This is a genomic window from Streptomyces sp. NPDC054883 (genome assembly GCF_053610645.1).
The window spans coordinates 18,344-43,372 of the sequence record NZ_JBSGYT010000051.1 but is presented as its reverse complement, the minus strand read 5'-3'; the positions used below and the strand labels follow the sequence as shown (position 1 = coordinate 43,372).

Below are 25,029 nucleotides of genomic sequence, written 5' to 3'. Positions count from 1 at the left end.
TCCATCCGTGTCATGCGCGCCGCGAGGGGTGCTCCCTACGCTGGGAAGCCGGGCGGCAAGAGAGCGGCAGAGAGAGGTGACACGCGTGACTCCCGTGTGCGGTACGACGGTGCAGGACCACGTGGCGCTTGCCGAGATCGAGCTGTGCGGTGAGCTGATCATCGCGGCCTCGGCGGCGGGCGAGGAACGGCTGAGCCAGGACCGGATCGACGAAGTGCTGATGGGCATCGGGCTCTGAGCCCCCCGGAACGGGCCGGGCAACGGCCGCGGCGGCGGTCGGCCGCCGGGGCCCTCGGGGTGTGCTCAGGTGCTCAGGTGCGCAGCAGCCGGGCGATCGCCTTCGTCGCTTCCTCGACCTTGGCGTCGATCTCGGTTCCGCCCTTGACGGCCGCGTCCGCGACGCAGTGCCGCAAGTGCTCCTCCAGCAGCTGGAGCGCGAACGACTGGAGCGCCTTGGTGCTCGCCGAGACCTGGGTGAGTATGTCGATGCAGTAGACGTCCTCGTCGACGAGGCGCTGGAGACCGCGGATCTGTCCCTCGATCCGGCGCAGCCGCTTGAGGTGCTCGTCCTTCTGGTGGTGGTAGCCGTGGACGGGCGCCGCGGCGACGCCGCCGGCTCCGGGGCCTTCCGCCTCGATGGTCGTCATGCGTCCTCCCGTGGTCCGGACGAGGGATGTATATACCCCTCATGGGTATAGGGTACTGGGCCGCGCCCGAGGGGCGGGGGTCCGTTCTCCCCACTGTGCCTGATGGAGGACACTGGGGAACCGCCGGTTAGCCGTGGCCGGGGGATGCGCCTAGCATCAGCCTGACCGAATCCAATGCACCCCGAGGACCTCACGTGCGATTTCGTCTGACCCCCAGGGAGACGAGCTTCTACGACATGTTCGCCGCATCCGCGGACAACATCGTCACGGGCTCGAAACTCCTGATGGAACTGCTCGGAGCGGACTCCTCCGCCCGGGCCGAGATCGCGGAGCGGATGCGGGCTGCGGAACACGCCGGGGACGACGCGACGCACGCGATCTTCCACCAGCTGAACTCCTCCTTCATCACGCCGTTCGACCGCGAGGACATCTACAACCTCGCCTCGTGCCTCGACGACATCATGGACTTCATGGAAGAGGCGGTCGACCTGGTCGTCCTCTACAACGTGGAGGAGCTGCCCAAGGGCGTCGAGCAGCAGATCGAGGTCCTGGCGCGGGCCGCCGAGCTGACCGCCGAGGCCATGCCGCACCTGCGGACCATGGACAACCTGACCGAGTACTGGATCGAGGTCAACCGCCTCGAGAACCAGGCCGACCAGATCCACCGCAAGCTGCTCGCCCAGCTCTTCAACGGCAAGTACGACGCCATCGAGGTGCTGAAGCTCAAGCAGATCGTCGACGTGCTGGAAGAGGCCGCCGACGCGTTCGAGCACGTCGCGAACACGGTGGAGACCATCGCGGTCAAGGAGTCCTGAACCTCGTGGACACCTTCGCGCTGATCGTGACCATCGGTGTCGCGCTCGGCTTCACGTACACCAACGGCTTCCACGACTCGGCGAACGCGATCGCGACCTCGGTCTCGACGCGGGCGCTGACCCCGCGTGCCGCGCTCGCCATGGCCGCCGTGATGAACCTGGCCGGTGCCTTCCTGGGCAGCGGCGTGGCCAAGACGGTCAGCGAGGGGCTGATCGAGACGCCGCAGGGCACCCGGGGCATGTGGATCCTGTTCTCCGCGCTGGTCGGGGCGATCGTCTGGAACCTCGTCACCTGGTACTTCGGCCTGCCGTCGTCCTCCTCGCACGCGCTGTTCGGCGGCATGGTCGGGGCGGCGCTCGCGGGCGGGATCGGCGTGATCTGGCACGGCGTGCTGGAGAAGGTCGTCATCCCGATGTTCCTGTCGCCCGTCGTCGGCCTCATCGTGGGCTACCTGGTGATGGTCGCGATCATGTGGATGTTCCGCCGCTCCAACCCGCACAAGGCCAAGCGCGGCTTCCGGATCGCGCAGACCGTCTCGGCGGCGGCCATGGCCCTCGGCCACGGCCTCCAGGACGCGCAGAAGACCATGGGCATCGTGGTCATGGCGCTGGTCATCGCCGATGTGGAGTCGGCCGGCGACCCGATCCCGGTGTGGGTCAAGTTCGCGTGCGCGGTGATGCTGTCGCTCGGCACGTACGCGGGCGGCTGGCGCATCATGCGCACCCTCGGCCGCAAGATCATCGAGCTGGACCCGCCGCAGGGCTTCGCCGCCGAGACGACCGGCGCGTCGATCATGTACACCGCTTCGTACCTGTACCAGGCGCCGATCTCCACCACCCACGTGATCACCTCGGCGATCATGGGTGTGGGTGCGACCAAGCGGGTCAACGCGGTCCGCTGGGGCGTCGCGAAGAACATCATTCTCGGCTGGTTCATCACCATGCCGGCCGCGGCCATGGTCGCAGCGGTGTGCTTCTGGATCGTGGACCTGGCGATCATCGGCTGACGCCTTCGCCGGCTGACCGGCGGGCGGTACGAAAGCGGGCCGGCTCCCCCCACCCAGGGGGAGCCGGCCCTTTCGCCTTGCGGTGGCACCGCCATGCAGCACCGCAGGACGCTCAGTACATCCGCGGGGTCCGGGTCAGGGGGTGTCCTTAGCCGAAGCGGCCCGAGATGTAGTCCTCGGTGGCCTGCACGGACGGGTTGGAGAAGATCCGGTCCGTCTCGTCGATCTCGACGAGCTTGCCGGGCTGGCCGACCGCGGCGAGGTTGAAGAAGGCGGTGCGGTCGGAGACGCGGGCCGCCTGCTGCATGTTGTGCGTCACGATGACGATCGTGAACCGCTCCTTGAGCTCGCCGATCAGGTCCTCGATGGCGAGGGTGGAGATCGGGTCGAGCGCGGAGCAGGGCTCGTCCATCAGCAGGACCTGGGGCTCGACCGCGATGGCGCGGGCGATGCACAGACGCTGCTGCTGGCCGCCGGAGAGGCCGGAGCCGGGCTTGTTCAGGCGGTCCTTGACCTCGTTCCAGAGGTTGGCGCCCTTGAGGGACCGCTCCACGATCTCGGCGAGCGCGGACTTCTTGAAGTTGCCGTTCAGCCGCAGACCGGCCGCCACGTTGTCGAAGATCGACATGGTGGGGAAGGGGTTGGGACGCTGGAACACCATGCCGACGGTGCGGCGGACGGCCACCGGGTCGACGCCCGGGCCGTACAGGTTCTCGTCGTCCAGCAGTACCTTGCCCTCGACCCGGCCGCCGGGGGTGACCTCGTGCATGCGGTTGAGGGTGCGCAGGAAGGTGGACTTGCCGCAGCCGGACGGGCCGATGAAGGCCGTCACGGAACGCGGTTCCACGGTCATCGAGATGTCGTCGATGGCCTTGTGGCTGCCATAGAAGGCGGAGAGGCCGCTGACGTCGATTCGCTTGGCCATGAGGGGTCACTTCGCTTTCATTCAGTCGCGCGCGGCGGAGCCGCCGACGGGCTCGCCGGTCAGCGACCGGTCTTCGGGGCCTTCCAGCGGGCGATGCCGCGGGCCACCAGATTGAGGATCATGACGAAGGCGATCAGGACGAGGGCGGCGGCCCATGCCCGGTCGTAGGAGGCTTCACTGCCGACCTTGTACTGCTCCCAGATGTACAGGGGGAGCGAGGACTGGGCACCTTCGAAGGGGTTTCCGTTGATCAGCTGCGTGCCGAAGACCAGCAGCATGATCGGCGCGGTCTCACCGGCGATGCGGGCGACGGCCAGCGTCACGCCGGTGGCGATGCCGCCGATGGCGGTGGGGAGCACGACCTTGAGGATCGTGCGCCACTTCGGCACGCCGAGGGCGAGGGCGGCCTCGCGCAGCTCGTTCGGGACGAGCTTGAGCATCTCCTCCGTGGAGCGCACCACGACGGGCATCATCAGGATCGACAGGGCCATCGAACCGGCGAAGCCGGAGGGGCCGAAGCCGAGCATCAGGTTCCAGGTCGTGAGGATGAACAGGCCCGCGACGATGGAGGGGATGCCGGTCATGACGTCGACGAAGAAGGTCACGGCCTTGGCGAGCGAGCCCCGGCCGTACTCGACCAGGTAGACGGCGGTCAGCAGACCGACGGGCGCGGCGATCACGGTGGCCAGGGCGACCTGCTCGATGGTGCCGAGCAGCGCGTGGTAGACGCCGCCGCCCTTCTCGAAGCTGGTGATGCCGTTCATCGAGTGGCTGAGGAAGTCGCCGTCGAGGGCGTTCATGCCGCGGCTGACGGTGGTCCAGATCAGCGAGAGCAGCGGGATGACCGCGAGGACGAAGCAGACCCAGACGACGGAGGTCGCGACGCGGTCCTTGGCCTGGCGGCGGTTCTCGACGACCGCGCTGGCGACGTAGGTGATGGTGACGAACAGCAGGGCGGCGATCAGGCCCCACTGGATCTTGCTCTGGAGGCCGAGGACGGCTCCGCTGCCGCAGCCGAGTGCGATCGAGACGACGGCGATGCCGGCCGGCGCCCAGCGGGGCAGGCCGCCGCGGGTCAGCCGGGAGGGTGCGACGGACTTGGGGGCCCGGGCGGGCCGCTGGTCCTGGATCGTGTGGCTCATCAGGCGTTCGCCCCCGAGTACTCCTTGCGGCGGGCGATGATCATGCGAGCCGCTCCGTTGACCAGCAGGGTGAGGACGAAGAGGACCAGGCCCGAGGCGATCAGTGCGTCCCGGCCGAACTCGTTGGCCTCGTCGAACTTCGCGGCGATGTTCTGCGCGAAGGTGCCGCCACCCGGGTTGAGGATGTGGCCGGAGATCAGGAAGCTCGGGGACAGGACGGTGGCGACGGCCATGGTCTCGCCGAGCGCGCGGCCGAGGCCGAGCATGGAGGCGGAGATGACGCCGGAGCGGCCGAAGGGCAGCACCGACATGCGGATGACCTCCCAGCGGGTGGCGCCGAGGGCCAGGGCGGCCTCTTCGTTCATGCGCGGGACCTGGAGGAAGACCTCGCGGCTGACGCTGGTCACGATCGGCAGGATCATGATCGCGAGCAGGATGCCGACGGTGAAGAGCGAGCGGGCGACGCCGACCTGGGTCTTGTCGAAGACGTAGGTCCAGCCCAGGTACTCGTCGAGCCAGAGGTTCAGGCCGCCGAGGTACGGGACGAGGAAGAGCGCGCCCCAGATGCCGTAGATGATCGACGGCACGGCGGCCAGCAGGTCGACCACGTAGGCGAGCGGGGCGGCCAGCTTGCGCGGCGCGTAGTGCGAGATGAACAGGGCGATGCCGACGGCGATCGGAACCGCGATGGCCATCGCGATGATCGAGCTGACGACGGTGCCGAAGAGCAGGACGGCGATGCCGAAGACGGGCGGGTTGGCCGACGCGTTCCAGTCGAAGGTCGTGAGGAAGTTGCCCTCGTTCTTCGACAGCGCGAGCGAGGCGCGGTAGGTGAGGAAGACGGCGATCGACGCCATGATCACCAGGAGCAGGATGCCGGAGCCCTTGGAGAGCCCGGCGAAGATCTTGTCACCGGCGCGGCCGGTGGATCCTGCCTTCGAGGAGACCGGCGGAGCCGTGTCTATCGGGGTGGGTGTGGTGGAAGCCATGGTCTTTCCGGTCTGGACGGGGGCGAGCCCCCTGGCGGCGGTGCACCGGATCCCCCGGGTGGAGGGGAAGGGGCCTCGGGGTGCGGGTCCGCTCCGGACGGGGACCGGACACCGCACTCCCAGGCTCACTCGTTCAGGGTCAGGACAGCGACTTGATGACTTCGCGGACCTTGGTGTTGATCTCGGCCGGGATCGGCGCGTAGCCGTTCTCGGAGAGGACCTTCTGGCCCGCGTCCGAGGCGGTGTAGTTCAGGAAGGACTTGACGGTGGGCAGGGTCTCGGCCTTGTTGCCCTTGTCGCAGACGACCTCGTACGTGACCAGGACGATCGGGTACGCACCCTCGGCCTTGGTCGTGTAGTCCAGCTTGAGCGCGAGGTCGGAGCCGGTCCCGGCGATCTTGGCGGCGGCGATGGCCTTGGAGGCGCTGTCGGCGGACGCCTTCACCGGGGCGGCGGCGCCGGTGTTGATGTCGACGGTCTTGATGTTCTGCGAGGCGGCGTAGGAGAGCTCGAAGTAGCCGATCGCGCCGTCGACGGCCTTGACCTGGGAGGCGACACCGGCGGAACCGGACGCGGCCTGGCCACCGGGAGCCGGCCACTTCTTCGCGGCTTCGTAGTTCCACGCGTCGGGGGCGGTTGCCTTGAGGTACTTGCCGAGGTTCTCGGTGGTGCCGGAGTCCTCGGAGCGGTGGAAGGCCTGGATGGCGGTGGAGGGAAGCGTGACGCCCGGGTTCAGCTTCTTGATCGCCTCGTCGTCCCACTTCTTGATCTTGTCGTTGAAGATCGAGGCGAGGGTGGGGGCGTCGAGGTTCAGCTTGTCCACGCCGGCGACGTTGAAGCCGATGGCGATGGGGCCGCCGACCATGGGCAGGTTGATGCCCTGGCCACCGGTGCAGACCTTCTTCGAGTCCTCGACCTGCTCGGGCTTGAGCGCGGAGTCCGAACCGGCGAAGCCGACGGTGCCCTGGTTGAAGGCGACGATGCCTTCACCGGAGGAGGACGACTTGTAGTTGACCTCGACGCCGGAGCAGGCGGACATGTAGGCCTTGACCCACAGGTCGACGGCGTTCTTCTGCGCGGAGGAGCCGGAGGCGAGCAGCTTGCCCTTGGCGTCGTCGCACTTGATGTCGCCGGCGGCGGGGGCGGAGGCCTTGCCGCTGGCGGTCGAGTCGGCCTTGGTGTTGTTGTCCGAGCCGCACGCCGTGAGGACCAGGGCGCCGGACACGACGAGCGCCCCGAGGGCGGAGGCACGAAGCATGCTCTTGCGCTGAAGCTTCACTTTCGGGTGTTCCTTCCAGAAGCCGCCGGCCGCTTTCTGTGTCGGGGCGGCGTGCGAAGAGGACTACGAGTCGGGGTGGTGCGGGCGCGGTCAGGGCCGGCTCGCACCTTGCAGTACTGAAATTAGGCAGAACAGGTGAAGCGGTCGACGGGGGTTGGTGAACGGGGAGTGAACCGTGGCGGACGGCCCGGTGCGGATGGGGGGGTTTGTACCTGGGCGTAACGGGACGTTATCCGCACGTTATGCCGCCGTGACTTTGCCCTGCCGTCCGGGGGTGGGTGTGGGGTGGCCGGATTTCGCCGCTGCCGGGTGCGGCGCCGTTGCCGGGGGCCGGGCCTTGGGCCCTACGCCTCGAACCCGACCCGGGGCTGAAAATGGCCGGCCCCGGGTCCCTGGGGGCAGTCGCCGGGATGGGATGGCGGGCCCCCAGGAGCCTGTGGGCTCCGGGACGGAGCCCCGGGGAACAGTGTGGAAGGGCGGGTAGGGGACAGCCCCGCAGGCCGCCCACCGCCAAGACGGCAGGGGTGGGGGCCCGCCCCGGGGGAGACGGAGTCCGGCGCAGCGGCCCGAAGCCGGGGAGGCGCGCTCTGGCGCCGAGCCGTGCGAGGGGCGCGTCAAAGGAGAGTGGGGCGCGTCAGAAAGGGGCTACGGCCTCGAAGGAGTGGCGGGCCGCCTCCACCGCGTGGCGTTGGTCCGCGTGGAGGACGCCCAGGGCGTAGGCCGTCGCCGGGGCGATGCGGGGGGTGCGGGCCGCCGTCGCCGAGGCGGCCGCGGCTTCGGACGCCTCGCGGTGGCGGTCCAGGGCCTCGCCGGCCGCCGCCAGGAGGGTCACGTCCCCGCCCAGCGCCTCCCGCGCGTACCGGTGCACCCGCAGCAGCCGCCGCACCTCGTGCCAGGCCGCGTCGTCCTGCGCGGAGTACGGCGAGCGCCGGGGCGGCAGCGCCTCCACCGCCGCGTCCAGCCGGGTCCGTGCCGTCTGCGCCAGCGGTACGAGTACGTCCTCGACCCGCCCCCGGGCCGCGACGGGGTCCAGCGGCACCTCCGAGGCGAGGACCGCCACCGCGTCCGCGACCGCGTGGAAGCGGGAGGAGCCCAGCGCAGACAGGGTCGCCGAGTGGGCCCGGGTCCGGGCCAGGGTCAGCTGGCGCTCCAGCAGCGCGCCCGCCCGCGCCGAGCCCACCGTCAGGGACCCGGCGCCGCCCCGCTGCGAAGGCACCTCCGAGGCGCCCGAAAGCCGGTGCAGGGCTTCCATCAGCCGGGCCAGCCGGGCGGCGTACGCGTGCTCGTCGGCCAGGGTCGAGGACAGCCAGACCAGCTCGGTGCGCAGCCCGTCCGCCCAGGAGGATTCGGCCACGGCGCGGAAGGTGCTCAGGGAGGAGGCGATGCGGCGCGCGGCCCCCCGCAGGCCGCGCGCCGCGTCACTCCCCTCGGCCGGACCGGCTCCGCCCGCCGCGCTCTCGTCGTGCAGGCGCAGCGCGCGCAGGAAGGCGGTGGCCTGGCAGCGCAGGTACGCGCCGAGCACGTCGCCTGCCGTTCCGGTCCCCGTCATAAGGTCATGGTTTGGCTGAGCCACGCCGGCGCCTCCGGGCGTCTATGAGCATCTCCTGTACGTGCCGCAGCGGCTGGCCTTCGGAGTCCGTGCCGTGCCGGGTCCATTCGCCGTCCGGGCCCAGGTGCCAGGAGGCGGTGTCGTCGGACATCCCGGTCTCCAGCAGTCGGTCCAGTGCCGCGCGGTGGGCCGGGTCGGCGACCCTGACCAGTGCCTCGATGCGGCGGTCGAGGTTGCGGTGCATCATGTCGGCGCTGCCGATCCACACCTCGGGTTCGCCGCCGTTGCCGAAGGCGAAGACCCGGGAGTGTTCGAGGAAGCGGCCGAGGATCGAGCGGACCCTGATGTTCTCCGAAAGCCCCGGTACCCCGGGCCGTACGGCGCAGATGCCGCGGACCCAGATGTCCACGGGGACGCCTGCCTGGGCGGCCCGGTAGAGGGCGTCGATGAGGGCCTCGTCGACGATCGAGTTCATCTTGAGCCGCACGTAGGCGGGGCGGCCGGACCGGTGGTGGTCGGCCTCCTTGTCGATGCGGGCGATGAGCCCGTCCCGCAGCGACTTCGGCGCGGTCAGCAGCCGGCGGTAGGTCTCGCGCCGCGAGTAGCCGGACAGCCGGTTGAAGAGGTCCGAGAGGTCCGCGCCGACCTGCGGGTCGGCGGTGAGCAGGCCGAGGTCCTCGTAGAGCCGGGCGGTCTTGGGGTGGTAGTTGCCGGTGCCGACGTGCGAGTAGCGGCGCAGCTGGTCGCCTTCCTGACGGACGACGAGCGACAGCTTGCAGTGGGTCTTGAGGCCGACGAGGCCGTAGACGACGTGGCAGCCGGACTCCTCCAGCTTGCGCGCCCACTTGATGTTGGCCTGTTCGTCGAAGCGGGCCTTGATCTCGACGAGGACGAGGACCTGCTTGCCGGATTCGGCGGCGTCGATGAGGGCGTCGACGATCGGTGAGTCGCCGGAGGTCCGGTACAGCGTCTGCTTGATCGCGAGGACGTCCGGGTCGGCGGCGGCCTGTTCCAGGAAGGCCTGTACGGAGGTGGAGAAGGAGTCGTAGGGGTGGTGCAGCAGGACGTCCCGCTCGCGCAGCGCCGCGAAGATGTCGGGCGCGGACGCGGACTCCACCTCGGCGAGGTCGCGGTGGGTGCCGGCGATGAACTTCGGGTACTTGAGCTCGGGCCGGTCCAGGGAGGAGATCCCGAAGAGGGCGGTGAGGTCCAGCGGGCCGGGCAGCGGGTACACCTCGGCGGCGCTGACCTTGAGCTCCTGCACCAGCAGGTCCAGTACGCCGGGGTCGATGGACTCCTCGACCTCCAGGCGCACGGGCGGGCCGAAGCGGCGCCGCATGAGTTCCTTCTCCAGGGCCTGGAGGAGGTTCTCGGCGTCGTCCTCCTCGACTTCGAGGTCCTCGTTGCGGGTGACGCGGAACATGTGGTGCGCGAGCACCTCCATGCCGGGGAACAGCTCCTCCAGGTGCGCGGCTATGACGTCCTCCAGCGGGACGTAGCGCTGCGGCGAGGCCTCCAGGAAGCGGGAGAGCAGCGGCGGGACCTTGACGCGCGCGAAGTGGCGGTGGCCGCTCACGGGGTTGCGCACGACGACGGCCAGGTTCAGGGAGAGGCCGGAGATGTACGGGAACGGGTGCGCGGGGTCCACGGCCAGCGGGGTCAGCACCGGGAAGATCTGGTTGCGGAACAGGGTGAAGAGGCGCGCCTGCTCCTTCTCGGTGAGGTCGGGCCACCGGATGAGGTGGATGCCCACCTCGGCGAGCTGCGGGGCGATGTCCTGCTGGTAGCAGGCGGCGTGCCGGGCCATGAGCTCGCGCGAGCGGGTCCAGATCTGGTCGAGGACTTCGCGGGGCTGGAGGCCGGAGGCCGAACGGGTGGCGACGCCGGTCGCGATGCGGCGCTTGAGGCCGGCGACGCGGACCATGAAGAACTCGTCCAGGTTGCTGGCGAAGATCGCGAGGAAGTTCGCGCGCTCCAGCAGCGGGGTGGCCGGGTCCTCGGCGAGTTCCAGGACCCGCTCGTTGAAGGCGAGCCAGCTGCGTTCCCGGTCGAGGAACCGCCCGGCGGGCAGCTCGTCGCTGTCCTTGCCGTCGTAGGCGTCCGGGTCGGAGTCGAGATCGGGCGCGAGGTCCGGCGCGAGATCGACGTGGGGGCGGTGCGCGGCTATGGAGCCGATGTGCGCCTTCGCCGTGGGGGACGTGTGAGACGGGTGCTGGGCGGGGACCTCGGTGGGGCCCGCGCTGGGCTTGTGGCTCATGACTCCATTCTTCCGCGCAAGCGGAAGGACAGGCGCGTCGGACGGGTCGGCCGTCAGTCGGAGTCGGGGGTGCATGGGGGGAGACTGGCAAGCGCCGCTTAATGCGCGGTGAATGGCGCATGGCTTCCAGGCTCTGCCTGGCACACGAGTACGTCGCCGTCCGCGTACGCGCGGTACGCCTACGACGGCGCCCGCCGGCGCGCGGTACGGGGCCCGGCGCGCGGGAGCCGTACCGCGCGCCGGCCGCGGGTCAGCTCTCGGTGCGGTACATCAGGTCCACCTCGTGGGTGGTGAAGCCGATGCCCTCGTAGACGGCCAGGGCCGCCGGGTTGTCGGCGTCGACGTAGAGCATGGCGGTGGGCAGGCCCGCCTCGGCGAGGTGGCGCAGGCCGATCGCAGTGAGTGCCTTGCCGAGGCCGCCGCCCTGGGCGCCGGGGCGGACGCCGACGACGTAGACCTCGCCGAGCCGCTCGTCGGCGTGGACCTTCGTCCAGTGGAAGCCGATCAGCTCGCCGTCGCGCTCGGCGAGGAAGAAGCCCTTGGGGTCGAACCAGGGCTGCGCCATCCGGTCGTCCAGGTCCCGCTGGGTCAGGGCGCCCTGTTCGGGGTGATGGGCGAAGGAGGCCGCGTTGGCCGCGAGCCAGGCCGCGTCGTCGGCGCCGGGAACGAAGGTGCGGACGGTGACGCCGGGCGGCAGGACCGGCTCGGGCAGCGGCGGCGCCTCGGGGCCGAGGGGGCGGCGCAGCTGGCGCAGCTCGCGGAAGAGGGTCAGGCCGAGTACCTGCGCGAGGTGGCGGGCGGCGGACTTGCCGCCGTGCGCCCAGACCCGGATCCGCTTGCCGGAGGCGGCGAGCAGGGCCGAGCCGAGGGCCCGGCCGTGGCCGCGGCCGCGCAGCGAGGGGTCCACGACGAGTTCGGCGGCCGGTGCCTCCACCGGGTCGGTGTCCTCCAGTTGCCCGTACGCGGCGAGGCGTCCCTTGTCGGTGAGGAGGAAGTGCCGGATGCCCTCGCGGCGTCCGCCGCGGAGTTGGAGCCGGCCCTGTTCGGATACGGCTGTGGTGCCGTCGGTCCGCGCCGCGTCGGCGATCAGGGCCAGTACCGTGTCGGCCTGTTCCTCCGTCAGCTCGTCGAGGATCTCAATCTGGCGTCCCGGCTCAAGGGCCGCTGCTGCGTCAGTCATGACTCCACCGTACGACCGCAACCTGCCCGTAACCGATTAGGGCCTGACACGCTACGCGCGTTGACCTTAGGCTTCGGCGGACCTCCCAAGTTGTATCGCTGTCCGCAAAGGGGACTAAATGTCAGCGACGCCACAACGGCACCGCCGCGCCCGCCGGTTGACCTTCGCCGCCCTCGCCCTCACGGCCGGGGCCGGTGCGATGGTCGCCGCTGCCCTTCCGGCCGGTGCCGCCAGTGGTGGCGGTGCGGCCAAGGGCCGTACCGTCGACGTGCAGATGCTGTCGTTCAACGACTTCCACGGCACGCTGGAGGCCCCGCAGGGCTCGTCCGGCACCGTGAGCGAACGCCAGGCGGACGGCACGACCAAGGCCATACCCGCAGGTGGCGTCGAGTACATGGCGACCGCCCTGCGTGACGCCCGCAAGGGCCACGAGTACTCCGTCACCGCCGCGGCCGGCGACATGATCGGCGCCAGCCCGATGCTGTCCGGCATGTTCCACGACGAGCCGACCATCGAGGCGCTGAACAAGCTGAAGCTGGACGTCACCAGCGTCGGCAACCACGAGTTCGACGAGGGCAAGACCGAGCTGCGCCGGATGGCGTACGGCGGTTGCCACCCCGTCGACGGCTGCTTCGAGTACGGCAAGACCTTCGGTGGATCGGAGTTCCAGTACCTCGCGGCCAATGTGACGGACGAGAAGACCAAGCGTCCGCTGATGTCGCCCACCTTCATCTGGAAGAAGGGGGACGTGAAGATCGGCTTCATCGGGGTGACCCTGGAGGGCACCCCGGACGTCGTGACCGCCGAAGGGGTCAAGGGCCTCAAGTTCGGTGACGAGGCCGAGACGATCAACAAGTACGCCAACGAGCTGAACAAGCAGGGCGTGAAGTCGATCGTCGCGCTGATCCACGAGGGCGGGCTGCCCGCGAGCGGCGCGTACAACTACGACTGCAACGTGCCCGGTGCGGGTGCGGGCATTTCCGGTGCCATCGTCGACATCGCGAAGAACGTCGACCCCAAGGTCGACGCGCTGGTGACGGGCCACACGCACCAGGCGTACTCCTGCAACATCCCCGACCCGGCGGGCAACCCGCGCACGGTGACCTCGGCGGCCTCCTACGGCCGGCTGTTCACGGACACCACCCTCACCTACGACCGGCAGACCAAGGACATCGTCCGTACGCCGGTCAGCTCGCCGAAGCCGGTCCAGAAGATCGTCGGCCGTGACCTGCCGAAGGCCGGGGACATGACCGAGCTGATCCAGCGCTGGAACGCGCTCGCGGCGCCGATCGCGAACCGCCCCCAGGGCTACATCTCGGCGGACGTGCCGGGCCGCGGCTCGGAGGCGCCGGAGAAGCCGCTCGGCGACCTGATCGCCGACGCGCAGCTGGAGGCGACCGCACCGGCCGACAAGGGCGGGGCTCAGCTCGCGATCATGAACCCGGGCGGTATCCGCGCGGACCTCGCCTACAAGGCCGCCGGGGCCGAGGGCGACGGCGTGGTGACGTACGGGGAGTCGTACACCGTCCAGCCGTTCACCAACATGATGAACGTGGTCGACCTGACCGGTGCTCAGCTGATCACCGCGCTCCAGCAGCAGGTCTCCGGTCCGGTCAACGGGCCGAACCCGAAGATCCTCCAGGTCTCGAAGGGCTTCACGTACACGCTGGACATGACGAAGTCGGGCGCGGACCGGGTCGTCGTGGACTCGGTGAGGCTGAACGGCGCGGCGATCGACCCCGCCAAGACCTACCGGGTCGCGATGAACGAGTTCCTCGCGGGCGGCGGTGACGGCTTCACCGTCCTGAAGGAGCACAAGAACAAGCTGGTCGGCGCGTCCGACCTGGACTGCTTCAACGCGTACCTGAACAAGTCCTCGGCGGCGGCTCCGATCGCCCCGCCGGCCGCGGACCGGATCACCGTCGTCAAGTAGCGCGCGGCGGCGAGCAGGCAGTCCCGAGGGGCGGTGGGCCGGGCGGCCCGCCGCCCCTCGGGCGTGTCCGCGCGGTCACAGGGTGGCCAGGAACTTCCCGACGGCCTCGTGGAACCCCTGCGGATCGGTGAAGGGCAGGAAGTGGTCGCCGTCCAGGGGCGCGTACGAGGTCCCGGGCCGCCGGGCGACCATGGCGTCGGCCTGCGCCCGGGGGAGCGACAGACTGCGGGTGCCGTGGACGAGGACGGCGGGGCAGGTGCTGCCGAGCCAGGCGTCCCAGTGGTCGCCGCGGCAGGACTCGACGGAGTCGAGCATGTCCTGCGGGTGGAAGGGGAGCCGCCAGCCGCCGTCGGGCAGCGGCCGCAGTGCGGGCCCGACGATCTGGGCGCCCACCGGCCCGGCCGCTTCCAGGAGCTCCTCGCGGGTGGCGGCGGTGTACCGCATGGCGTGCAGGAAGGCCGTCCAGTCGCCGGCGGCCGGCTGGATCTCCACGGCGGAGTCCACGTTGACGAGGGCGGCGACCCGGCCGGGGTGGGCGGCGGCCAGGTGGCAGGCGTTGAGCCCGCCGAGGGAGTAGCCGAGGACGGCCACGGGCGCGTCGAGGCCGAGGTGGTCCAGCAGTGCGACGGCGTCGGCGACGTATCCGGCCCGGCGGTAGTCGGGGGCCCGGTCGGAGTCGCCGTGGCCGCGCTGGTCGGGGGCGATGACCCGCCAGGTCTCGCCCAGGGCGTCGGCGAGGCCGGTGAAGGCCATGCCCTCGGAGAGGCCTCCGTGGAGCGCGAGCAGCGGGCGGCCGGGGCCGCCGAAATCCCGGTACGACAGCGTGCGGCCGTCGATGGTCAGCTCGTGGCGCATGGTTTTTCGCTCCCTCTGGATGTCCGGCGGTGATGGGGACGAGCCTGCCAGTAATTGGGCGAGTGCGCAATACGTTCGTCTTGGGCGGCCGCCCAAAAGTCGGCGCGGATACGATCCCGGCATGGGAAATCGCGAGGACCTGCTGGCCGGAGCGCGCCGCTGCCTGGAGGAGAAGGGATACCTGCGCACCACCGTGCGCGACATCGCCTCGGCCTCACGGGTGAGCATGGCCGCGATCGGCTACCACTTCGGCTCGCGCGAGGCCCTGCTCAACCAGGCGCTGTTCGCGGCCATGGACGAGTGGTCGGCGGCGGCCGGCCGGCTCGCCGGGCAGGGGGACACCGCCGCGGAGCGCTACGCCGACATGTGGGACCGCAAGATCGCGGACTTCGGCGAGATGCGCTGGCTGTGGACGGCCTCCGTCGAGGCGTTCGTGCACGCGCAGTCCTCGCCCGAGCTGCTCGCGGTGCTGGCCGCCGGCCAGCGCCGCTCGCGCCGGATGGTCGCCGCCCAGTGGCGGGGCGTGCCCGGGGACGAGGCCGCGGAGGAAGACGTACGGGGCCTCGGGTCGGTGCACCTGGCGCTGCTGACAGGGGTGATGGTGCAGGTCCTCACCGATCCCGAGCAGGCGCCGAACGGCCGGGAGCTCGCCCAAGGCCTGCGCGCGATGGCCGAGTTGCTCGAAAGATGACCCGTACCGACGGGTAGTAATGGCCGCCGCCCCACGCCATACTCCGGTCCGACCACTGGACCGGAAAAGGGGCGGGCATGGCACTGGATCGGCGGGCATTTCTCACCGGCGCACTGGCGGCGGGCGCGGGCACGGCGCTGACACTGGGCACGGCGGCCCCGGCCTCCGCCCGCACGGCGGCCCCCGTCGCGCTCGGCACCCAGGACTGGATGGCCGGCCTCGCCGACTCCACGCCCCTCCAGCGGATGACGATCCCCGGCACCCACGACTCCGGGGCCCGCCAGGGCGGCCTCTACGTCGCCTGCCAGAACACCTCGGTCGCCGAGCAGCTCGACGCCGGCATCCGGTTCCTCGACGTCCGCTGCCGGGTCACCGGCGGGTCCTTCGCGATCCACCACGGCTCCTTCTACCAGGGCCTGATGTTCGGCGACGTCCTCGTGGCCTGCTGGAACTTCCTCGCCGCGCACCCCTCCGAGACCGTCCTGATGCGGGTCAAGCAGGAGTACTCCACCGACAGCGACGCCGCCTTCCGCGCCGTCTTCGACGACTACCTGGACAACCGGGGCTGGCGCCCGCTGTTCCGGATCGCCGACACCCTGCCGGGCTCGCTCGGACCGGCGCGCGGGAGGGTGGTGCTGCTCGCGGACAACGGCGGTCTGCCCGGCCTTCGCTACGGTGACGGGAACGTCTTCGACATCCAGGACGACTACAACGCCGAGCCGTTCGCCAAACGCGGCAAGATCGAGGACCAGTTCCGCCGCTGCGTCCAGCAGCCCGGCAAGCTGTACGTCAACTACACCAGCACCTCGGCGTACCTGCCGCCGCGCTGGAACTCCGACCGGCTGAACCCGCAGGTCCACGCCTTCGTAGACGGCGCCGAGCTGGCCGGCCGCACCGGGCTCGGCATCGTCCCGATGGACTTCCCGGCCACCCGCTCCGGCCTGGTCGCCTCACTGATCCGGCACAACTGACGAGGACGGCCGAGCGGGCGGCGCGGGCGGCGGGGTCGGCGCCCCCGGGATGCGGAGCACCGCCTCCGTGCCCGGGCCGCCGTCCGCCGGCCCCCGCAGCTCGGCGCTCCCGCCCGCACCCTGCGCCGTACGGGCCACGATCGACAGGCCGAGCCCGCTGCCGGGCAGCGCGCGGGCCGAGGGGGAGCGCCAGAACCGCTCGAAGACGTACGGGAGGTCGTCGGCCGGGACACCTGGCCCGTGGTCGCGTACGGTCAGCTCGCCGGCCCGCAGCGCCACCTCCACCCCGCCGCCCGGCGGGCTGAACTTCACGGCGTTGTCCAGCAGGTTGACCACCGCCCGCTCCAGCGCGGCCGCCTCGCCCCGGACGTACCAGGGCCGCAGGTCCGAGGCGAAGGTGAGCTCGGGACCGCGCAGCCGGGCCCGGGCCAGCGCGGTCTCCGCGATGTCGTGCAGGGCCACCACCTCCAGCCGTACGTGCGCGGCGGCGTCCGGCCGGGACAGCTCCTGGAGGTCCCCGATCAGCGCTGCCAGCTCCGTCATCTGCGCCTTGACCGAGGCCAGCAGCTCCTTGCGGTCCTGCGGCGGGATGGCCCGGCCGGTCTCCTCGCTGCGCGCGAGCAGTTCGATGTTGGTCCGCAGCGAGGTCAGCGGGGTGCGCAGTTCGTGCCCGGCGTCCGCGATCAGCTGGGCCTGCCGGTCGCGGGAGGAGGCGAGGGCCGCCGTCATCGAGTTGAACGACCTCGACAGGCGGGCGATCTCGTCGTCCCCGTGGTCGGGGATCCGTACGGTCAGGTCCTCGGTGCGGGCGATGTGCTCGACCGCGCCGGTGAGTTCGTCGACCGGCCGCAGCCCCGTCCGGGCCACCCACAGCCCGGCCACGCCCGCGCCGACGACGCCGACGCCCGAGACGAACAGCAGCACCCAGGCCAGGGTGGACAGCGGTCTGTCGATGTCGGCGAGCGGCTTGGCGACCGAGATGGCGACGGTGCCGCCCACCGGCCCGCTGACGTTCACCGGCTGGGTGTAGACCCGTACCGGGATGCCCTCGGTGGTGCGGCCGTCGTACAGCACGGGTCCGCGCCGGCCCTGGGCGACCTGGAGGTCGTACCCGGTCACCGGGAGCGTGTTCTTGCCGTCGACCCAGCACCGGCCGCCCGAGGGCAGGACGATCTGCACCTGGGCGCTCAGGTTGTTGACGATGGCGCCGGGCACCTTCTCGCGGCAGCCGACCTCGGAGAGCGTCTGGTTGGCCTGCGCGCTCGCGTTGGTGGAACGCAGCGAGCTGTCGAGCTGGTCGCCCAGCTGCGTGCGGACCATGAACCAGCTGACGACGGCGACGGCCGCCACGGCGACCGCCACCGCCACCGTCACCAGCAGGGCCAGTCGGGAGCGCAGCGGCAGGGCACGGAACCGGGCGACCGGGCTCATTCGGGTCCGCTCTCGCCCGCGCGCAGGGCGTAACCCACCCCGCGCACGGTGTGCACCAGGCGGGGCTCGCCGCCCGCCTCGGTCTTGCGGCGCAGGTACATGACGTACACGTCCAGGGAGTTGGAGCTGGGCTCGAAGTCGAAGCCCCAGACCGTCTTCAGGATCTGCTCCCGGGTCAGGACCTGGCGGGGGTGGGAGAGGAACATCTCCAGCAGCGTGAACTCGGTACGGGTCAGCTCCACGGGCCGGCCGGCCCGGGTGACCTCGCGGGTGGTGAGGTCCATGCGCAGGTCGCCGAAGGCCAGGCTGTGCTCGGGCGCCGCGCTGCCGGGCGCGGGGGCGGCGTAGCCGCTGCGGCGCAGCAGGGCGCGGACCCGGGCGAAGAGCTCGTCGAGCTCGAAGGGTTTGACGAGGTAGTCGTCGGCGCCCGCGTCGAGGCCGGTGACGCGGTCGCCGACGGTGTCGCGGGCGGTCAGCATCAGGATCGGGGTGGTGCTGCCGGAGGCGCGCAGCCGGCGGGCCGCGGTGAGACCGTCCATGCGGGGCATCTGGATGTCCAGGACGATCAGGTCCGGGGCGTACGCGGCCGCCTTGTCGAGGGCGTCGAGCCCGTCGACGGCGGTCTGCGCCGCGTACCCCTCGAAGGCGAGGCTGCGGCGCAGGGCCTCGCGGACGGCCGGCTCGTCATCGACGACGAGGACGCGCTGGGGGTCGCCTTCGGCGCTCCCGGCAGTCGTTGCAGCCATGGTCGGGTCCCCCAGGGTGGTGGTCGGTCGGTGATCGGCGGCTTCCCCAGGCTAGGCCGTCAGAAGGAGTTCAGGCCGCTGTCGCCGCTGCGGCCGCCGTCGTCACCGCCGGTGCCGGTGTCGCCGCCGGTGCCGCCCTGGCGGAGCGAGGACAGCTCACCCTTGACCGTGTTGACCGGGATGGCGAAACCGAGGCCGACGCTGCCGGCGCTGGAGCTGTCCGCGGAGGGGGAGTAGATCGCGGAGGGCATTCCGACGATCTCGCCGTTCATGTTGACGAGGGCTCCGCCGGAGTTGCCCGGGTTGAGGGAGGCGTCGGTCTGGATGGCCTTGTACGAGGTGGTGTTCTTGCCGGTGTCGCCGTTGAACTGCTGGCCGTCGTAGGAGAAGGGCCAGCCGCCGCCGCCCTGGCGGCGCTGCGGGGACTGCTGCTCGGACTTCGGGACGCTCACGTCGCGGTTCAGCGCCGAGACGATGCCGCTGGTGACGGTGCCGGTGAGGCGGTCGGGGGAGCCGATGGCGACGACCTGGTCGCCGACGCGCAGGTTGTCGGAGTTGCCGAGCTTGGCGGCCTTGAGGCCGGAGGCGCCCTGGAGCTTGATGAGGGCCAGGTCCTTGGCGGGATCGGTGCCGAGGGTCTTGGCGGTGTACTTCTTGCCGTCGCTGGTCGTCACCTGGATCTGGGTGGCGCCGCTGACGACGTGGTTGTTGGTGACGATCTCGCCGTCGGCGCTGAGCACGATGCCGGAGCCGGTGCCCTGGCCGGATCCGGTGCTGGTGTCGATCCGGACGACGGAGGGGCTGACCTGTTCGGCGACGCCGGAGACGGTGCCGGAGCTCGACTGCGACACGTTGGTGCCGGCGAAGACGCCGGTGCCGGTGCCGTGGTGGGCGAGCAGCTCCTCGACGCCGGCGGCGGTCCCGCCGCCGACGAGGGCGGCGACGAGCGCGACGGCGGCGATGAGCGCGAGGGGCCGGCGGGCCTTGGGCGGGGCGGGTGCCGGTGCGGGTGCCGCCGGGGGGTACGCGGGGGGCGGGGGGTACTCCTGGGGGTAGTCGCCTTCGCGGCGGAAGCTGTCGGTCATGTCTCGGACTATGTCCCCGGTTCATGAGAGCACTCTGAGTCCCGGCTGAGAAGCCCGACAGAACCGCGTATGCCCGATATAAGCCCGGCCGCGCCTCAGCCCGGGGTCCGGTGCGGCGCCGTTGCCGGGGGCCGGCCCCCGCGCCCCGCGCCTCAACCGCCGGCGGGGCTGGATAGTGCCGGCCCGGTGGCTCCGTCAGGTCGGGCCCCGCGCGGGGGGATGACGGACGGAGTCCGGCGCAGCGCGCCGAAGCCCGCGAGGCCCGCCAGGGCCGAGTGGTGCGAGGGGCGCGTTAAGAGGGCGGGCGGCAGCCGCAGGAGCGGCGGATCACCAGGGCCGACGGGAACTGCTTCAGCCGCTCACGGCGCGAGCCGGCCACGCGGAGGGCGTCGTCCAGGACGAGGTCCACCGCCGCGCGGGCCATCGCCGGGCGGTCCGAGGCGATCGTCGTCAGCGGCGGGTCCGTCAGCGCCGCTTCCTTCACGTCGTCGAAGCCGGCCACCGCCAGCTCCCCCGGCACGTCGATCCGCAGCTCCCGCGCCGCCCGCAGCACACCGATCGCCTGGTCGTCCGTCGCGCAGAAGATCGCCGGGGGCCGGTCCGGGCCCGACAGCACCTCCAGGGCGACCTTGTACGCGTCGTACCGGTTGTACGGGGCTTCGAACAGCCGGCCCTCCACCGACCGCCCGGCCTCCAGCATCGCCCGGCGCCAGCCCTCGACGTGGTCCGCGACCGGGTCGCCGACCGACGGGGTGTTCTCGACGCCGCCGATGCAGGCGACGTACGGGTGCCCGTGCTCCAGCAGGTGCCGCGTCGCGAGCTGCGCGCCGCCGATGTCGTCCGTGATGACCGCGACGTCGTCGATCGCCTCGGGCCGCTCGTGCAGCAGCACGATCCGGGCGTCCCACGCCTCGATCTCCGAGGCGGCACGCTCGCTCATGCCCTGGCTGACCAGGATCAGGCCCGACACGCGCATGCCGAGGAAGGCCCGCAGGTAGTGGACCTCGCGCTCGTCCCGGTAGTCGGAGTTGCCGACCAGCACCATCTTCCCGCGCTCGGCGGCGGCCTGTTCGACCGCGTGCGCCATCTCGGCGAAGAACGGCTGCCGCGCGTCCGGCACGATCATGCCTATGAGGTCGGTGCGCCGCGAGGCCATCGCCTGGGCGACCCGGTCGGGCCGGTACCCCAGATCCTTGATCGCGGCGAGTACACGCTCGCGCGTGGCCGGGGCAACCGGCCGGGGTCCGTTATTGATGACGTAGCTCACGACGGCGGTAGAGGTACCCGCAAGTCGCGCCACGTCATCCCGCGTCACCTTGGCCACGCGCGGCAGTCTACGCGGGGTGACCTACCTCTGGGCAGGGCGTCCTGCCGACTGGGCCGTTACCGGCGTTTCCTCCGTACGGGGGAGGGCCGCGGCGGCCTGGGCCGCCGCTTCCGCCGCCGCCCGTTCCACCTTCTCCGGCGTGACGAAGCGGTAGCCGACGTTGCGCACCGTGCCGATCAGCGATTCGTGCTCGGGACCCAGCTTGGCGCGCAGCCGCCGTACGTGGACGTCCACCGTCCGGGTGCCGCCGAAGTAGTCGTAGCCCCACACCTCCTGGAGGAGCTGGGCGCGCGTGAAGACCCGGCCCGGGTGCTGGGCGAGATACTTCAGCAGCTCGAACTCCTTGAAGGTGAGGTCCAGGACCCGGCCCTTGAGCTTGGCGGAGTACGTCGCCTCGTCGACCGACAGGTCACCGTTGCGGATCTCCATCGGGGAGTCGTCCGTACCGAGCTGCTGACGGCCTGTGGCCAGCCGCAGCCGGGCCTCGACCTCGGCCGGTCCGGAGGTGTCGAGGAGGACGTCGTCGATGCCCCAGTCGGCGGTGACGGCGGCCAGGCCGCCCTCGGTCACCACGAGGATCAGCGGACAGCCGGGCCCGGTGGAGCGCAGCAGCTGGCACAGCGAGCGCACCTGCGGAAGGTCGCGGCGGCCGTCGATGAGGATCACGTCGGCGCCGGGCGTGTCCACGAGGGCCGGGCCCTCGGCGGGGGCGACCCGGACGTTGTGCAGCAGCAGTCCGAGGGCCGGCAGCACCTCGGTGGAGGGCTGCAGGGCGTTGGTGAGCAGCAGGAGCGAGCTCATGCCCGACCACCTGCCCGGGTCGGGTGGTCGTGCACGGCGTGCGCGTGTGCGCGCACGGTTCGCTGGTCCATCACTCGGTTCCTCCTCGGTCCCGTCGAGGACTTTCGCGGCACTGCTTCGTACGACTTCGGGTGGCGCCCGCCCGGCCCCGCGCCCTGAGGCCCGGACGGCACCTGTTCTCGTTCCGTTCAACGTGCTGAAAGCACAAAAGGACCCGGGGGCTACGTTGCCCGGATCCTCTGCACCGCCAGGATAGCCCACCGGGCCTTTCCCGGCCGAGGTCTCGGCAGATCCCGCTTCTGTGGTTCCCGCCACGCCGGACAGGCGCCGGGAGGCGTCATCATGGAGGCCGACGGTAGAGAGCCGACGATGGGAGCAGCAGTGGCAACCGGAACCATCCGCTACTGGGCGGCGGCCAAGGCCGCCGCCGAGACGGCGGAGGAGCCGTACTCGGCGCGCACGCTGGCCGAGGCGCTCGACGGCGTGCGCGAACGCCACCCGGGTGAACTGACCCGGGTCCTGCTGCGCTGCTCCTTCCTCGTGAACGACGAGCCTGTGGGCAAGCGCCCGCACGATGCCGTCCTGCTGACGGAAGGGGGCACCGTGGAGGTGCTCCCGCCGTTCGCGGGCGGGTGAGCGGGAGCCGATGAGCAACTCCGACGAACGACAGCAGCCGCAGGGCGCCCCGCAGGACCCGTACGGGACCCAGACCTGGCAGTCCGACACCTGGGAGACCGGCTACCAGCCGGTGCAGCAGGTTCCGCAGCCGCCCGCTCCGCCGCTGGGCGCGGTGCCGGGGCAGCAGCACGTCGCGCCCGAGGGGTGGTTCCGCGACGAGGCCCCCGCCCAGCCGCAGGGTTACGACGGCGGTGCCCCGTGGCCGCAGGCGGCCGGCGCCGCCGAGACCGCCTACCTTCCGCCCTACCAGGAGCAGCCCCCGGTACAGCCGCAGCCGCCGCAGCGGTCGGTGGCGCCCGAGGGGTGGTTCCGCGAGGAGGCCCCGGCCCAGGCGCCCGCGTCGGGGTGGGCCGCGGAGACCGCGTACCTGCCGCCGGTGCGGGAGGACGCCGTCCCGCAGGACTGGTTCCGCGAGGCGGCCCAGCCCGCCGCCCCGGGCGGGAACTGGGACGGGTCCACCGGCTACCTCCCGCCCCAGGCCGGGGACGCCGGGGCGACTGCGTACCTGCCGCCGGTCCGGAACGAGGACGCCGGGGCGACCGCGTACCTGCCGCCGGTCCGGAACGAGGACGCCGCGGCGACCGCGTACTTGCCGCCGGTCCGGAACGAGGACGCCGGGGCCACCGCCTATCTGCCGCCGATCACGGACGCGACGGTCCCGCCGGCCGGGGCCCACGCCGCTCCGCAGGTCGCCGCCGCGCCCGGTGAGCAGCCCGAGTACTCGCCGCCCACCCTGGCGGGGAACACGCTGCGCGCCGTCGACCCCGCGCAGGCCCGCGCCGAGGGCCGGTCGCCGATCATCGACCCGGGCCCGCAGTCGGCCGTGCTGACCGCGGCCCTCGGGCTGCTGCTGGCCGTCGCCGCCGCGTTCGGCGACCTCGCGCTGCTCGTGCCGCTGATCGCCCTCCAGGGGCTCACGGCGGCCGGCTGGTTCCGTCTCAACGGCATGTGGCCCGCCCGCCAGGGCATCGTCCTCGCTTTCGCCGGAGCGGTCGTCGCCGACGCGGCGGTGCTCGCGGTGGACGACACGTACGGTCCCGGCGCGATCATCGGCACCCTCGGCGCGTGGGTGCTGCTCACGCTGGTCCTCCAGCTGCGCAGCCACGCCGACCCCGACGAGCGGATGTACGGCCTGATGGCCTCGGTGGCCTCCGCCGCGCTCGCCATCGTCTGCGCCGGGTACCTGGCCGCCGACCCGCACGCCGTGAGCGTCGGCGCAGCCGCCGTGGCGGTGGCCGTCTTCGCCCGCGCGCTGCCGCTGCCGACGCAGGCCTCCGTCGCCGTCTCGCTGGCCGCCGCGGCCGGCGCGGGCATCGCGGTCGGTTCGCTGAACGGTCTCGGGGCAGGCGGGGCACTGGTCGGTCTGGCCGCGGGTGGGTGCGCGCTCGTCGGCCTGCGGGTGGCCGCGTACGACTACCCGTCCAAGTTCGTCCACATGACGGCCGGTGTCGCGCTGCCGCTCGCGGCCGCCGCCCCGGCCGTCTACCTGATGGGCCGGGTGGTCGGCTGACCGCCGTGCTGACGGCGGCCACATGTCGGGACATGGTCAACTAGAGCGCACGTACCGATCAGTAGGGGGAGGGGCACGTGCGTTTTCTACGCGCCGTCGTCATCATCGTTGTGATCCTGGGCGGGCTCTTCGTGGGCGCCGACCGCTGGGCGGTCGGCTACGCCGATAACCGGCTCGCCGAGCGCATACAGGCCCGGCAGGGGCTGGCGGGCAGTGCGGACGTGCACATCCGCGGGTTCCCCTTCCTGACGCAGGCGCTCAGCCACGACCTCGAACAGGTCGACGTGACGCTCAAGGGCGTCGACGCCACCGCCGACGGCCGCAAGGCCCGCCTCACCCGGCTCGACGCGGCCTTCCACGGGGTGAAGCTGAACGGGGACTACAGCGGCGGCACGGCCCGGCGCGCGGAAGGCACCGCCTTCGTCTCGTACGCGGACCTCACCGAGGCCTCGCAGACCGGTGTCACCGTCGCCTACGGCGGGAAGCCCGGGAAGGTGAAGGTCACCGCGCGGCTGCAGATCCTCGGCCAGAGCCTGACGCGCAGTGTCATCTCGACCGTCAGCCTCGCGGACGCCCCGTCCGGCAAGGGAAAGATCGTCCGGGTGCACGCCGACGAGGTGCCGGGCGAGGGGATCCCCGGCATCGAGCGGGTCATCCGCAAGGAGACCGACTTCGACCGGAGCATCGACGGCGGCCTGCCGGCCGGGCTCCAGCTCTCCACGCTGACCTCGGACGAGGAGGGCGTACGCCTGTCGCTGACGGGCACGGACGTGGTGCTGGCCGGATCGTGAGACAACCCGGTCCGACCCGCAGATGGCGGACCGGCAAAGGGAGCCCCGGAGGGCCTGCGACGGCCGCCGGGGCTCTTCGCGTCCCGCCATTCGGACGATCCTGTCTCGCCATATGACACAACGGTGACAGGGCGGCCGATTCGTCCCTACGATCCCTACCTATGAAGCATCAGCAGGCGGACCTCACGAAGCGGCGGGCAGTAGACCTGTGTCGCGTCGCCGCCATGCTCTGTCGCTCCATCTAGCGGTGTGAGCCCTTCCGCTCCACCGGCCGCCGACGGCCTTCCCCGCGTGACCGCATCCGCGACCCGCCCCGCTGCCCCCTGACGCCTCCCCGCGCAGGGCTTCGACGGCCGCCGGCCGGAGCGCCGCGCACGAGCACCACCCCGCAGCAGCACCAGCACCGTCCCGCCGCACACT

The 25,029-nt window shown here is 71.6% G+C and carries 24 protein-coding genes; 10 read left to right on the top strand and 14 right to left on the bottom strand.

Going from position 1 to position 25,029, the window contains the following annotated elements:
• Positions 1-85: 85 nt before the first annotated feature.
• Positions 86-238, top strand: a complete 153-nt coding sequence (locus tag ACWGH1_RS29135) for a hypothetical protein (protein WP_453356345.1) — start codon at positions 86-88, stop codon at positions 236-238.
• A gap of 73 nt (positions 239-311) precedes the next feature.
• On the opposite strand, the gene ACWGH1_RS29130 is transcribed toward ACWGH1_RS29135, so the two are convergent.
• On the bottom strand, positions 312-647 hold the full coding sequence (locus ACWGH1_RS29130; RefSeq protein WP_329196972.1) for a metal-sensitive transcriptional regulator: 336 nt from the start codon (positions 645-647) through the stop codon (positions 312-314).
• A gap of 194 nt (positions 648-841) precedes the next feature.
• On the opposite strand from ACWGH1_RS29130, the gene ACWGH1_RS29125 reads away from it, so the two are divergent.
• Together ACWGH1_RS29125 and ACWGH1_RS29120 are read left to right on the top strand one after the other, a co-directional pair.
• Positions 842-1,462 carry a DUF47 domain-containing protein gene (locus ACWGH1_RS29125; RefSeq protein ID WP_365924998.1) on the top strand — a complete coding sequence of 207 codons (621 nt, stop codon included), beginning with the start codon at positions 842-844 and terminating at the stop codon, positions 1,460-1,462.
• 5 nt (positions 1,463-1,467) lie between these two features.
• Complete coding sequence (locus ACWGH1_RS29120) at positions 1,468-2,469, top strand: anion permease (RefSeq protein WP_453356341.1); 1,002 nt, start codon at positions 1,468-1,470, stop codon at positions 2,467-2,469.
• 148 nt (positions 2,470-2,617) lie between these two features.
• Here ACWGH1_RS29120 and pstB read toward each other — a convergent pair whose 3' ends face one another.
• The 7 genes from pstB to mshD form a co-directional block, all read right to left on the bottom strand.
• Positions 2,618-3,394 (bottom strand): phosphate ABC transporter ATP-binding protein PstB, encoded by a 777-nt coding sequence (pstB, locus tag ACWGH1_RS29115; RefSeq protein WP_453355638.1) that lies wholly within the window; start codon positions 3,392-3,394, stop codon positions 2,618-2,620.
• A gap of 59 nt (positions 3,395-3,453) precedes the next feature.
• Positions 3,454-4,536 (bottom strand): phosphate ABC transporter permease PstA, encoded by a 1,083-nt coding sequence (pstA, locus tag ACWGH1_RS29110; RefSeq protein ID WP_453355637.1) that lies wholly within the window; start codon positions 4,534-4,536, stop codon positions 3,454-3,456.
• Positions 4,536-5,525 carry a phosphate ABC transporter permease subunit PstC gene (gene pstC, locus ACWGH1_RS29105; protein WP_453355636.1) on the bottom strand — a complete coding sequence of 330 codons (990 nt, stop codon included), beginning with the start codon at positions 5,523-5,525 and terminating at the stop codon, positions 4,536-4,538. Before pstC ends, pstA begins: the two co-directional genes overlap by 1 nt.
• A 139-nt stretch (positions 5,526-5,664) precedes the next feature.
• Entirely contained in the window at positions 5,665-6,804 is a 1,140-nt protein-coding gene (pstS, locus tag ACWGH1_RS29100; RefSeq protein ID WP_453355635.1) for a phosphate ABC transporter substrate-binding protein PstS, read from the bottom strand.
• 634 nt (positions 6,805-7,438) lie between these two features.
• Complete coding sequence (locus ACWGH1_RS29095) at positions 7,439-8,353, bottom strand: CHAD domain-containing protein (protein ID WP_453409152.1); 915 nt, start codon at positions 8,351-8,353, stop codon at positions 7,439-7,441.
• Between the two features lie 4 nt (positions 8,354-8,357).
• Positions 8,358-10,610 (bottom strand): RNA degradosome polyphosphate kinase, encoded by a 2,253-nt coding sequence (locus ACWGH1_RS29090; protein WP_453357240.1) that lies wholly within the window; start codon positions 10,608-10,610, stop codon positions 8,358-8,360.
• A gap of 250 nt (positions 10,611-10,860) precedes the next feature.
• A complete protein-coding gene (gene mshD, locus ACWGH1_RS29085; protein ID WP_453357100.1) occupies positions 10,861-11,790 on the bottom strand; it encodes a mycothiol synthase in 930 nt (309 codons plus the stop codon).
• Between the two features lie 118 nt (positions 11,791-11,908).
• Here mshD and ACWGH1_RS29080 point away from each other — a divergent pair, with 118 nt between their 5' ends.
• A complete protein-coding gene (locus ACWGH1_RS29080) occupies positions 11,909-13,723 on the top strand; it encodes a bifunctional metallophosphatase/5'-nucleotidase (protein WP_453357101.1) in 1,815 nt (604 codons plus the stop codon).
• Positions 13,724-13,798: 75 nt separating this feature from the next.
• Here the strand turns inward: ACWGH1_RS29080 and ACWGH1_RS29075 are convergent, their stop codons facing one another.
• On the bottom strand, positions 13,799-14,578 hold the full coding sequence (locus ACWGH1_RS29075; protein WP_453356355.1) for an alpha/beta fold hydrolase: 780 nt from the start codon (positions 14,576-14,578) through the stop codon (positions 13,799-13,801).
• 121 nt (positions 14,579-14,699) lie between these two features.
• On the opposite strand from ACWGH1_RS29075, the gene ACWGH1_RS29070 reads away from it, so the two are divergent.
• Complete coding sequence (locus tag ACWGH1_RS29070; RefSeq protein WP_453356354.1) at positions 14,700-15,269, top strand: TetR/AcrR family transcriptional regulator; 570 nt, start codon at positions 14,700-14,702, stop codon at positions 15,267-15,269.
• A gap of 77 nt (positions 15,270-15,346) precedes the next feature.
• Positions 15,347-16,240, top strand: a complete 894-nt coding sequence (locus ACWGH1_RS29065; RefSeq protein ID WP_453356353.1) for a phosphatidylinositol-specific phospholipase C — start codon at positions 15,347-15,349, stop codon at positions 16,238-16,240.
• Here the strand turns inward: ACWGH1_RS29065 and ACWGH1_RS29060 are convergent.
• The 5 genes from ACWGH1_RS29060 to ACWGH1_RS29040 form a co-directional block, all read right to left on the bottom strand.
• Positions 16,220-17,671 (bottom strand): sensor histidine kinase, encoded by a 1,452-nt coding sequence (locus ACWGH1_RS29060; RefSeq protein ID WP_453356352.1) that lies wholly within the window; start codon positions 17,669-17,671, stop codon positions 16,220-16,222. The genes ACWGH1_RS29065 and ACWGH1_RS29060 overlap by 21 nt on opposite strands.
• Positions 17,668-18,417, bottom strand: coding sequence for a response regulator transcription factor (locus ACWGH1_RS29055; protein ID WP_453409151.1), 750 nt, complete (start codon positions 18,415-18,417; stop codon positions 17,668-17,670). The genes ACWGH1_RS29060 and ACWGH1_RS29055 overlap by 4 nt, the downstream gene beginning before the upstream one ends.
• A 59-nt stretch (positions 18,418-18,476) precedes the next feature.
• Positions 18,477-19,502 (bottom strand): S1C family serine protease, encoded by a 1,026-nt coding sequence (locus ACWGH1_RS29050; RefSeq protein ID WP_453409150.1) that lies wholly within the window; start codon positions 19,500-19,502, stop codon positions 18,477-18,479.
• Positions 19,503-19,794: 292 nt separating this feature from the next.
• Entirely contained in the window at positions 19,795-20,826 is a 1,032-nt protein-coding gene (locus ACWGH1_RS29045) for a LacI family DNA-binding transcriptional regulator (protein WP_453354714.1), read from the bottom strand.
• A 24-nt stretch (positions 20,827-20,850) separates the two neighbouring features.
• A complete protein-coding gene (locus tag ACWGH1_RS29040) occupies positions 20,851-21,630 on the bottom strand; it encodes a response regulator transcription factor (RefSeq protein ID WP_453354715.1) in 780 nt (259 codons plus the stop codon).
• 381 nt (positions 21,631-22,011) lie between these two features.
• Between ACWGH1_RS29040 and ACWGH1_RS29035 the strand changes: the two genes are divergently transcribed.
• The 4 genes from ACWGH1_RS29035 (at position 22,012) to ACWGH1_RS29020 (ending at position 24,854) form a co-directional block, all read left to right on the top strand.
• The gene (locus ACWGH1_RS29035; protein WP_453409149.1) at positions 22,012-22,266 is read left to right on the top strand and encodes a MoaD/ThiS family protein; all 255 of its coding nucleotides are present in this window, start codon (positions 22,012-22,014) and stop codon (positions 22,264-22,266) included.
• A 10-nt stretch (positions 22,267-22,276) separates the two neighbouring features.
• Complete coding sequence (locus ACWGH1_RS29030; protein ID WP_453355563.1) at positions 22,277-23,818, top strand: hypothetical protein; 1,542 nt, start codon at positions 22,277-22,279, stop codon at positions 23,816-23,818.
• A 77-nt stretch (positions 23,819-23,895) separates the two neighbouring features.
• Complete coding sequence (locus ACWGH1_RS29025; protein ID WP_453355564.1) at positions 23,896-24,609, top strand: LmeA family phospholipid-binding protein; 714 nt, start codon at positions 23,896-23,898, stop codon at positions 24,607-24,609.
• A gap of 161 nt (positions 24,610-24,770) precedes the next feature.
• Complete coding sequence (locus tag ACWGH1_RS29020) at positions 24,771-24,854, top strand: putative leader peptide (RefSeq protein ID WP_359921537.1); 84 nt, start codon at positions 24,771-24,773, stop codon at positions 24,852-24,854.
• Positions 24,855-25,029 lie beyond the last annotated feature (175 nt).

Bases quoted from the DNA above. Each gene is read 5' to 3' on its own strand.
- ACWGH1_RS29055 (WP_453409151.1), bottom strand. From the start codon at position 18,417: ATGGCTGCAACGACTGCCGGGAGCGCCGAAGGCGACCCCCAGCGCGTC.
- ACWGH1_RS29090 (WP_453357240.1), bottom strand. From the start codon at position 10,610: ATGAGCCACAAGCCCAGCGCGGGCCCCACCGAGGTCCCCGCCCAGCAC.
- pstC (WP_453355636.1), bottom strand. From the start codon at position 5,525: ATGGCTTCCACCACACCCACCCCGATAGACACGGCTCCGCCGGTCTCC.
- ACWGH1_RS29070 (WP_453356354.1), top strand. From the start codon at position 14,700: ATGGGAAATCGCGAGGACCTGCTGGCCGGAGCGCGCCGCTGCCTGGAG.
- ACWGH1_RS29065 (WP_453356353.1), top strand. From the start codon at position 15,347: ATGGCACTGGATCGGCGGGCATTTCTCACCGGCGCACTGGCGGCGGGC.
- ACWGH1_RS29080 (WP_453357101.1), top strand. From the start codon at position 11,909: ATGTCAGCGACGCCACAACGGCACCGCCGCGCCCGCCGGTTGACCTTC.
- ACWGH1_RS29030 (WP_453355563.1), top strand. From the start codon at position 22,277: ATGAGCAACTCCGACGAACGACAGCAGCCGCAGGGCGCCCCGCAGGAC.
- ACWGH1_RS29095 (WP_453409152.1), bottom strand. From the start codon at position 8,353: ATGACGGGGACCGGAACGGCAGGCGACGTGCTCGGCGCGTACCTGCGC.
- ACWGH1_RS29130 (WP_329196972.1), bottom strand. From the start codon at position 647: ATGACGACCATCGAGGCGGAAGGCCCCGGAGCCGGCGGCGTCGCCGCG.
- mshD (WP_453357100.1), bottom strand. From the start codon at position 11,790: ATGACTGACGCAGCAGCGGCCCTTGAGCCGGGACGCCAGATTGAGATC.
- ACWGH1_RS29060 (WP_453356352.1), bottom strand. From the start codon at position 17,671: ATGAGCCCGGTCGCCCGGTTCCGTGCCCTGCCGCTGCGCTCCCGACTG.
- pstA (WP_453355637.1), bottom strand. From the start codon at position 4,536: ATGAGCCACACGATCCAGGACCAGCGGCCCGCCCGGGCCCCCAAGTCC.
- ACWGH1_RS29020 (WP_359921537.1), top strand. From the start codon at position 24,771: ATGAAGCATCAGCAGGCGGACCTCACGAAGCGGCGGGCAGTAGACCTG.
- ACWGH1_RS29040 (WP_453354715.1), bottom strand. From the start codon at position 21,630: ATGAGCTCGCTCCTGCTGCTCACCAACGCCCTGCAGCCCTCCACCGAG.
- ACWGH1_RS29050 (WP_453409150.1), bottom strand. From the start codon at position 19,502: ATGACCGACAGCTTCCGCCGCGAAGGCGACTACCCCCAGGAGTACCCC.
- pstB (WP_453355638.1), bottom strand. From the start codon at position 3,394: ATGGCCAAGCGAATCGACGTCAGCGGCCTCTCCGCCTTCTATGGCAGC.
- ACWGH1_RS29075 (WP_453356355.1), bottom strand. From the start codon at position 14,578: ATGCGCCACGAGCTGACCATCGACGGCCGCACGCTGTCGTACCGGGAT.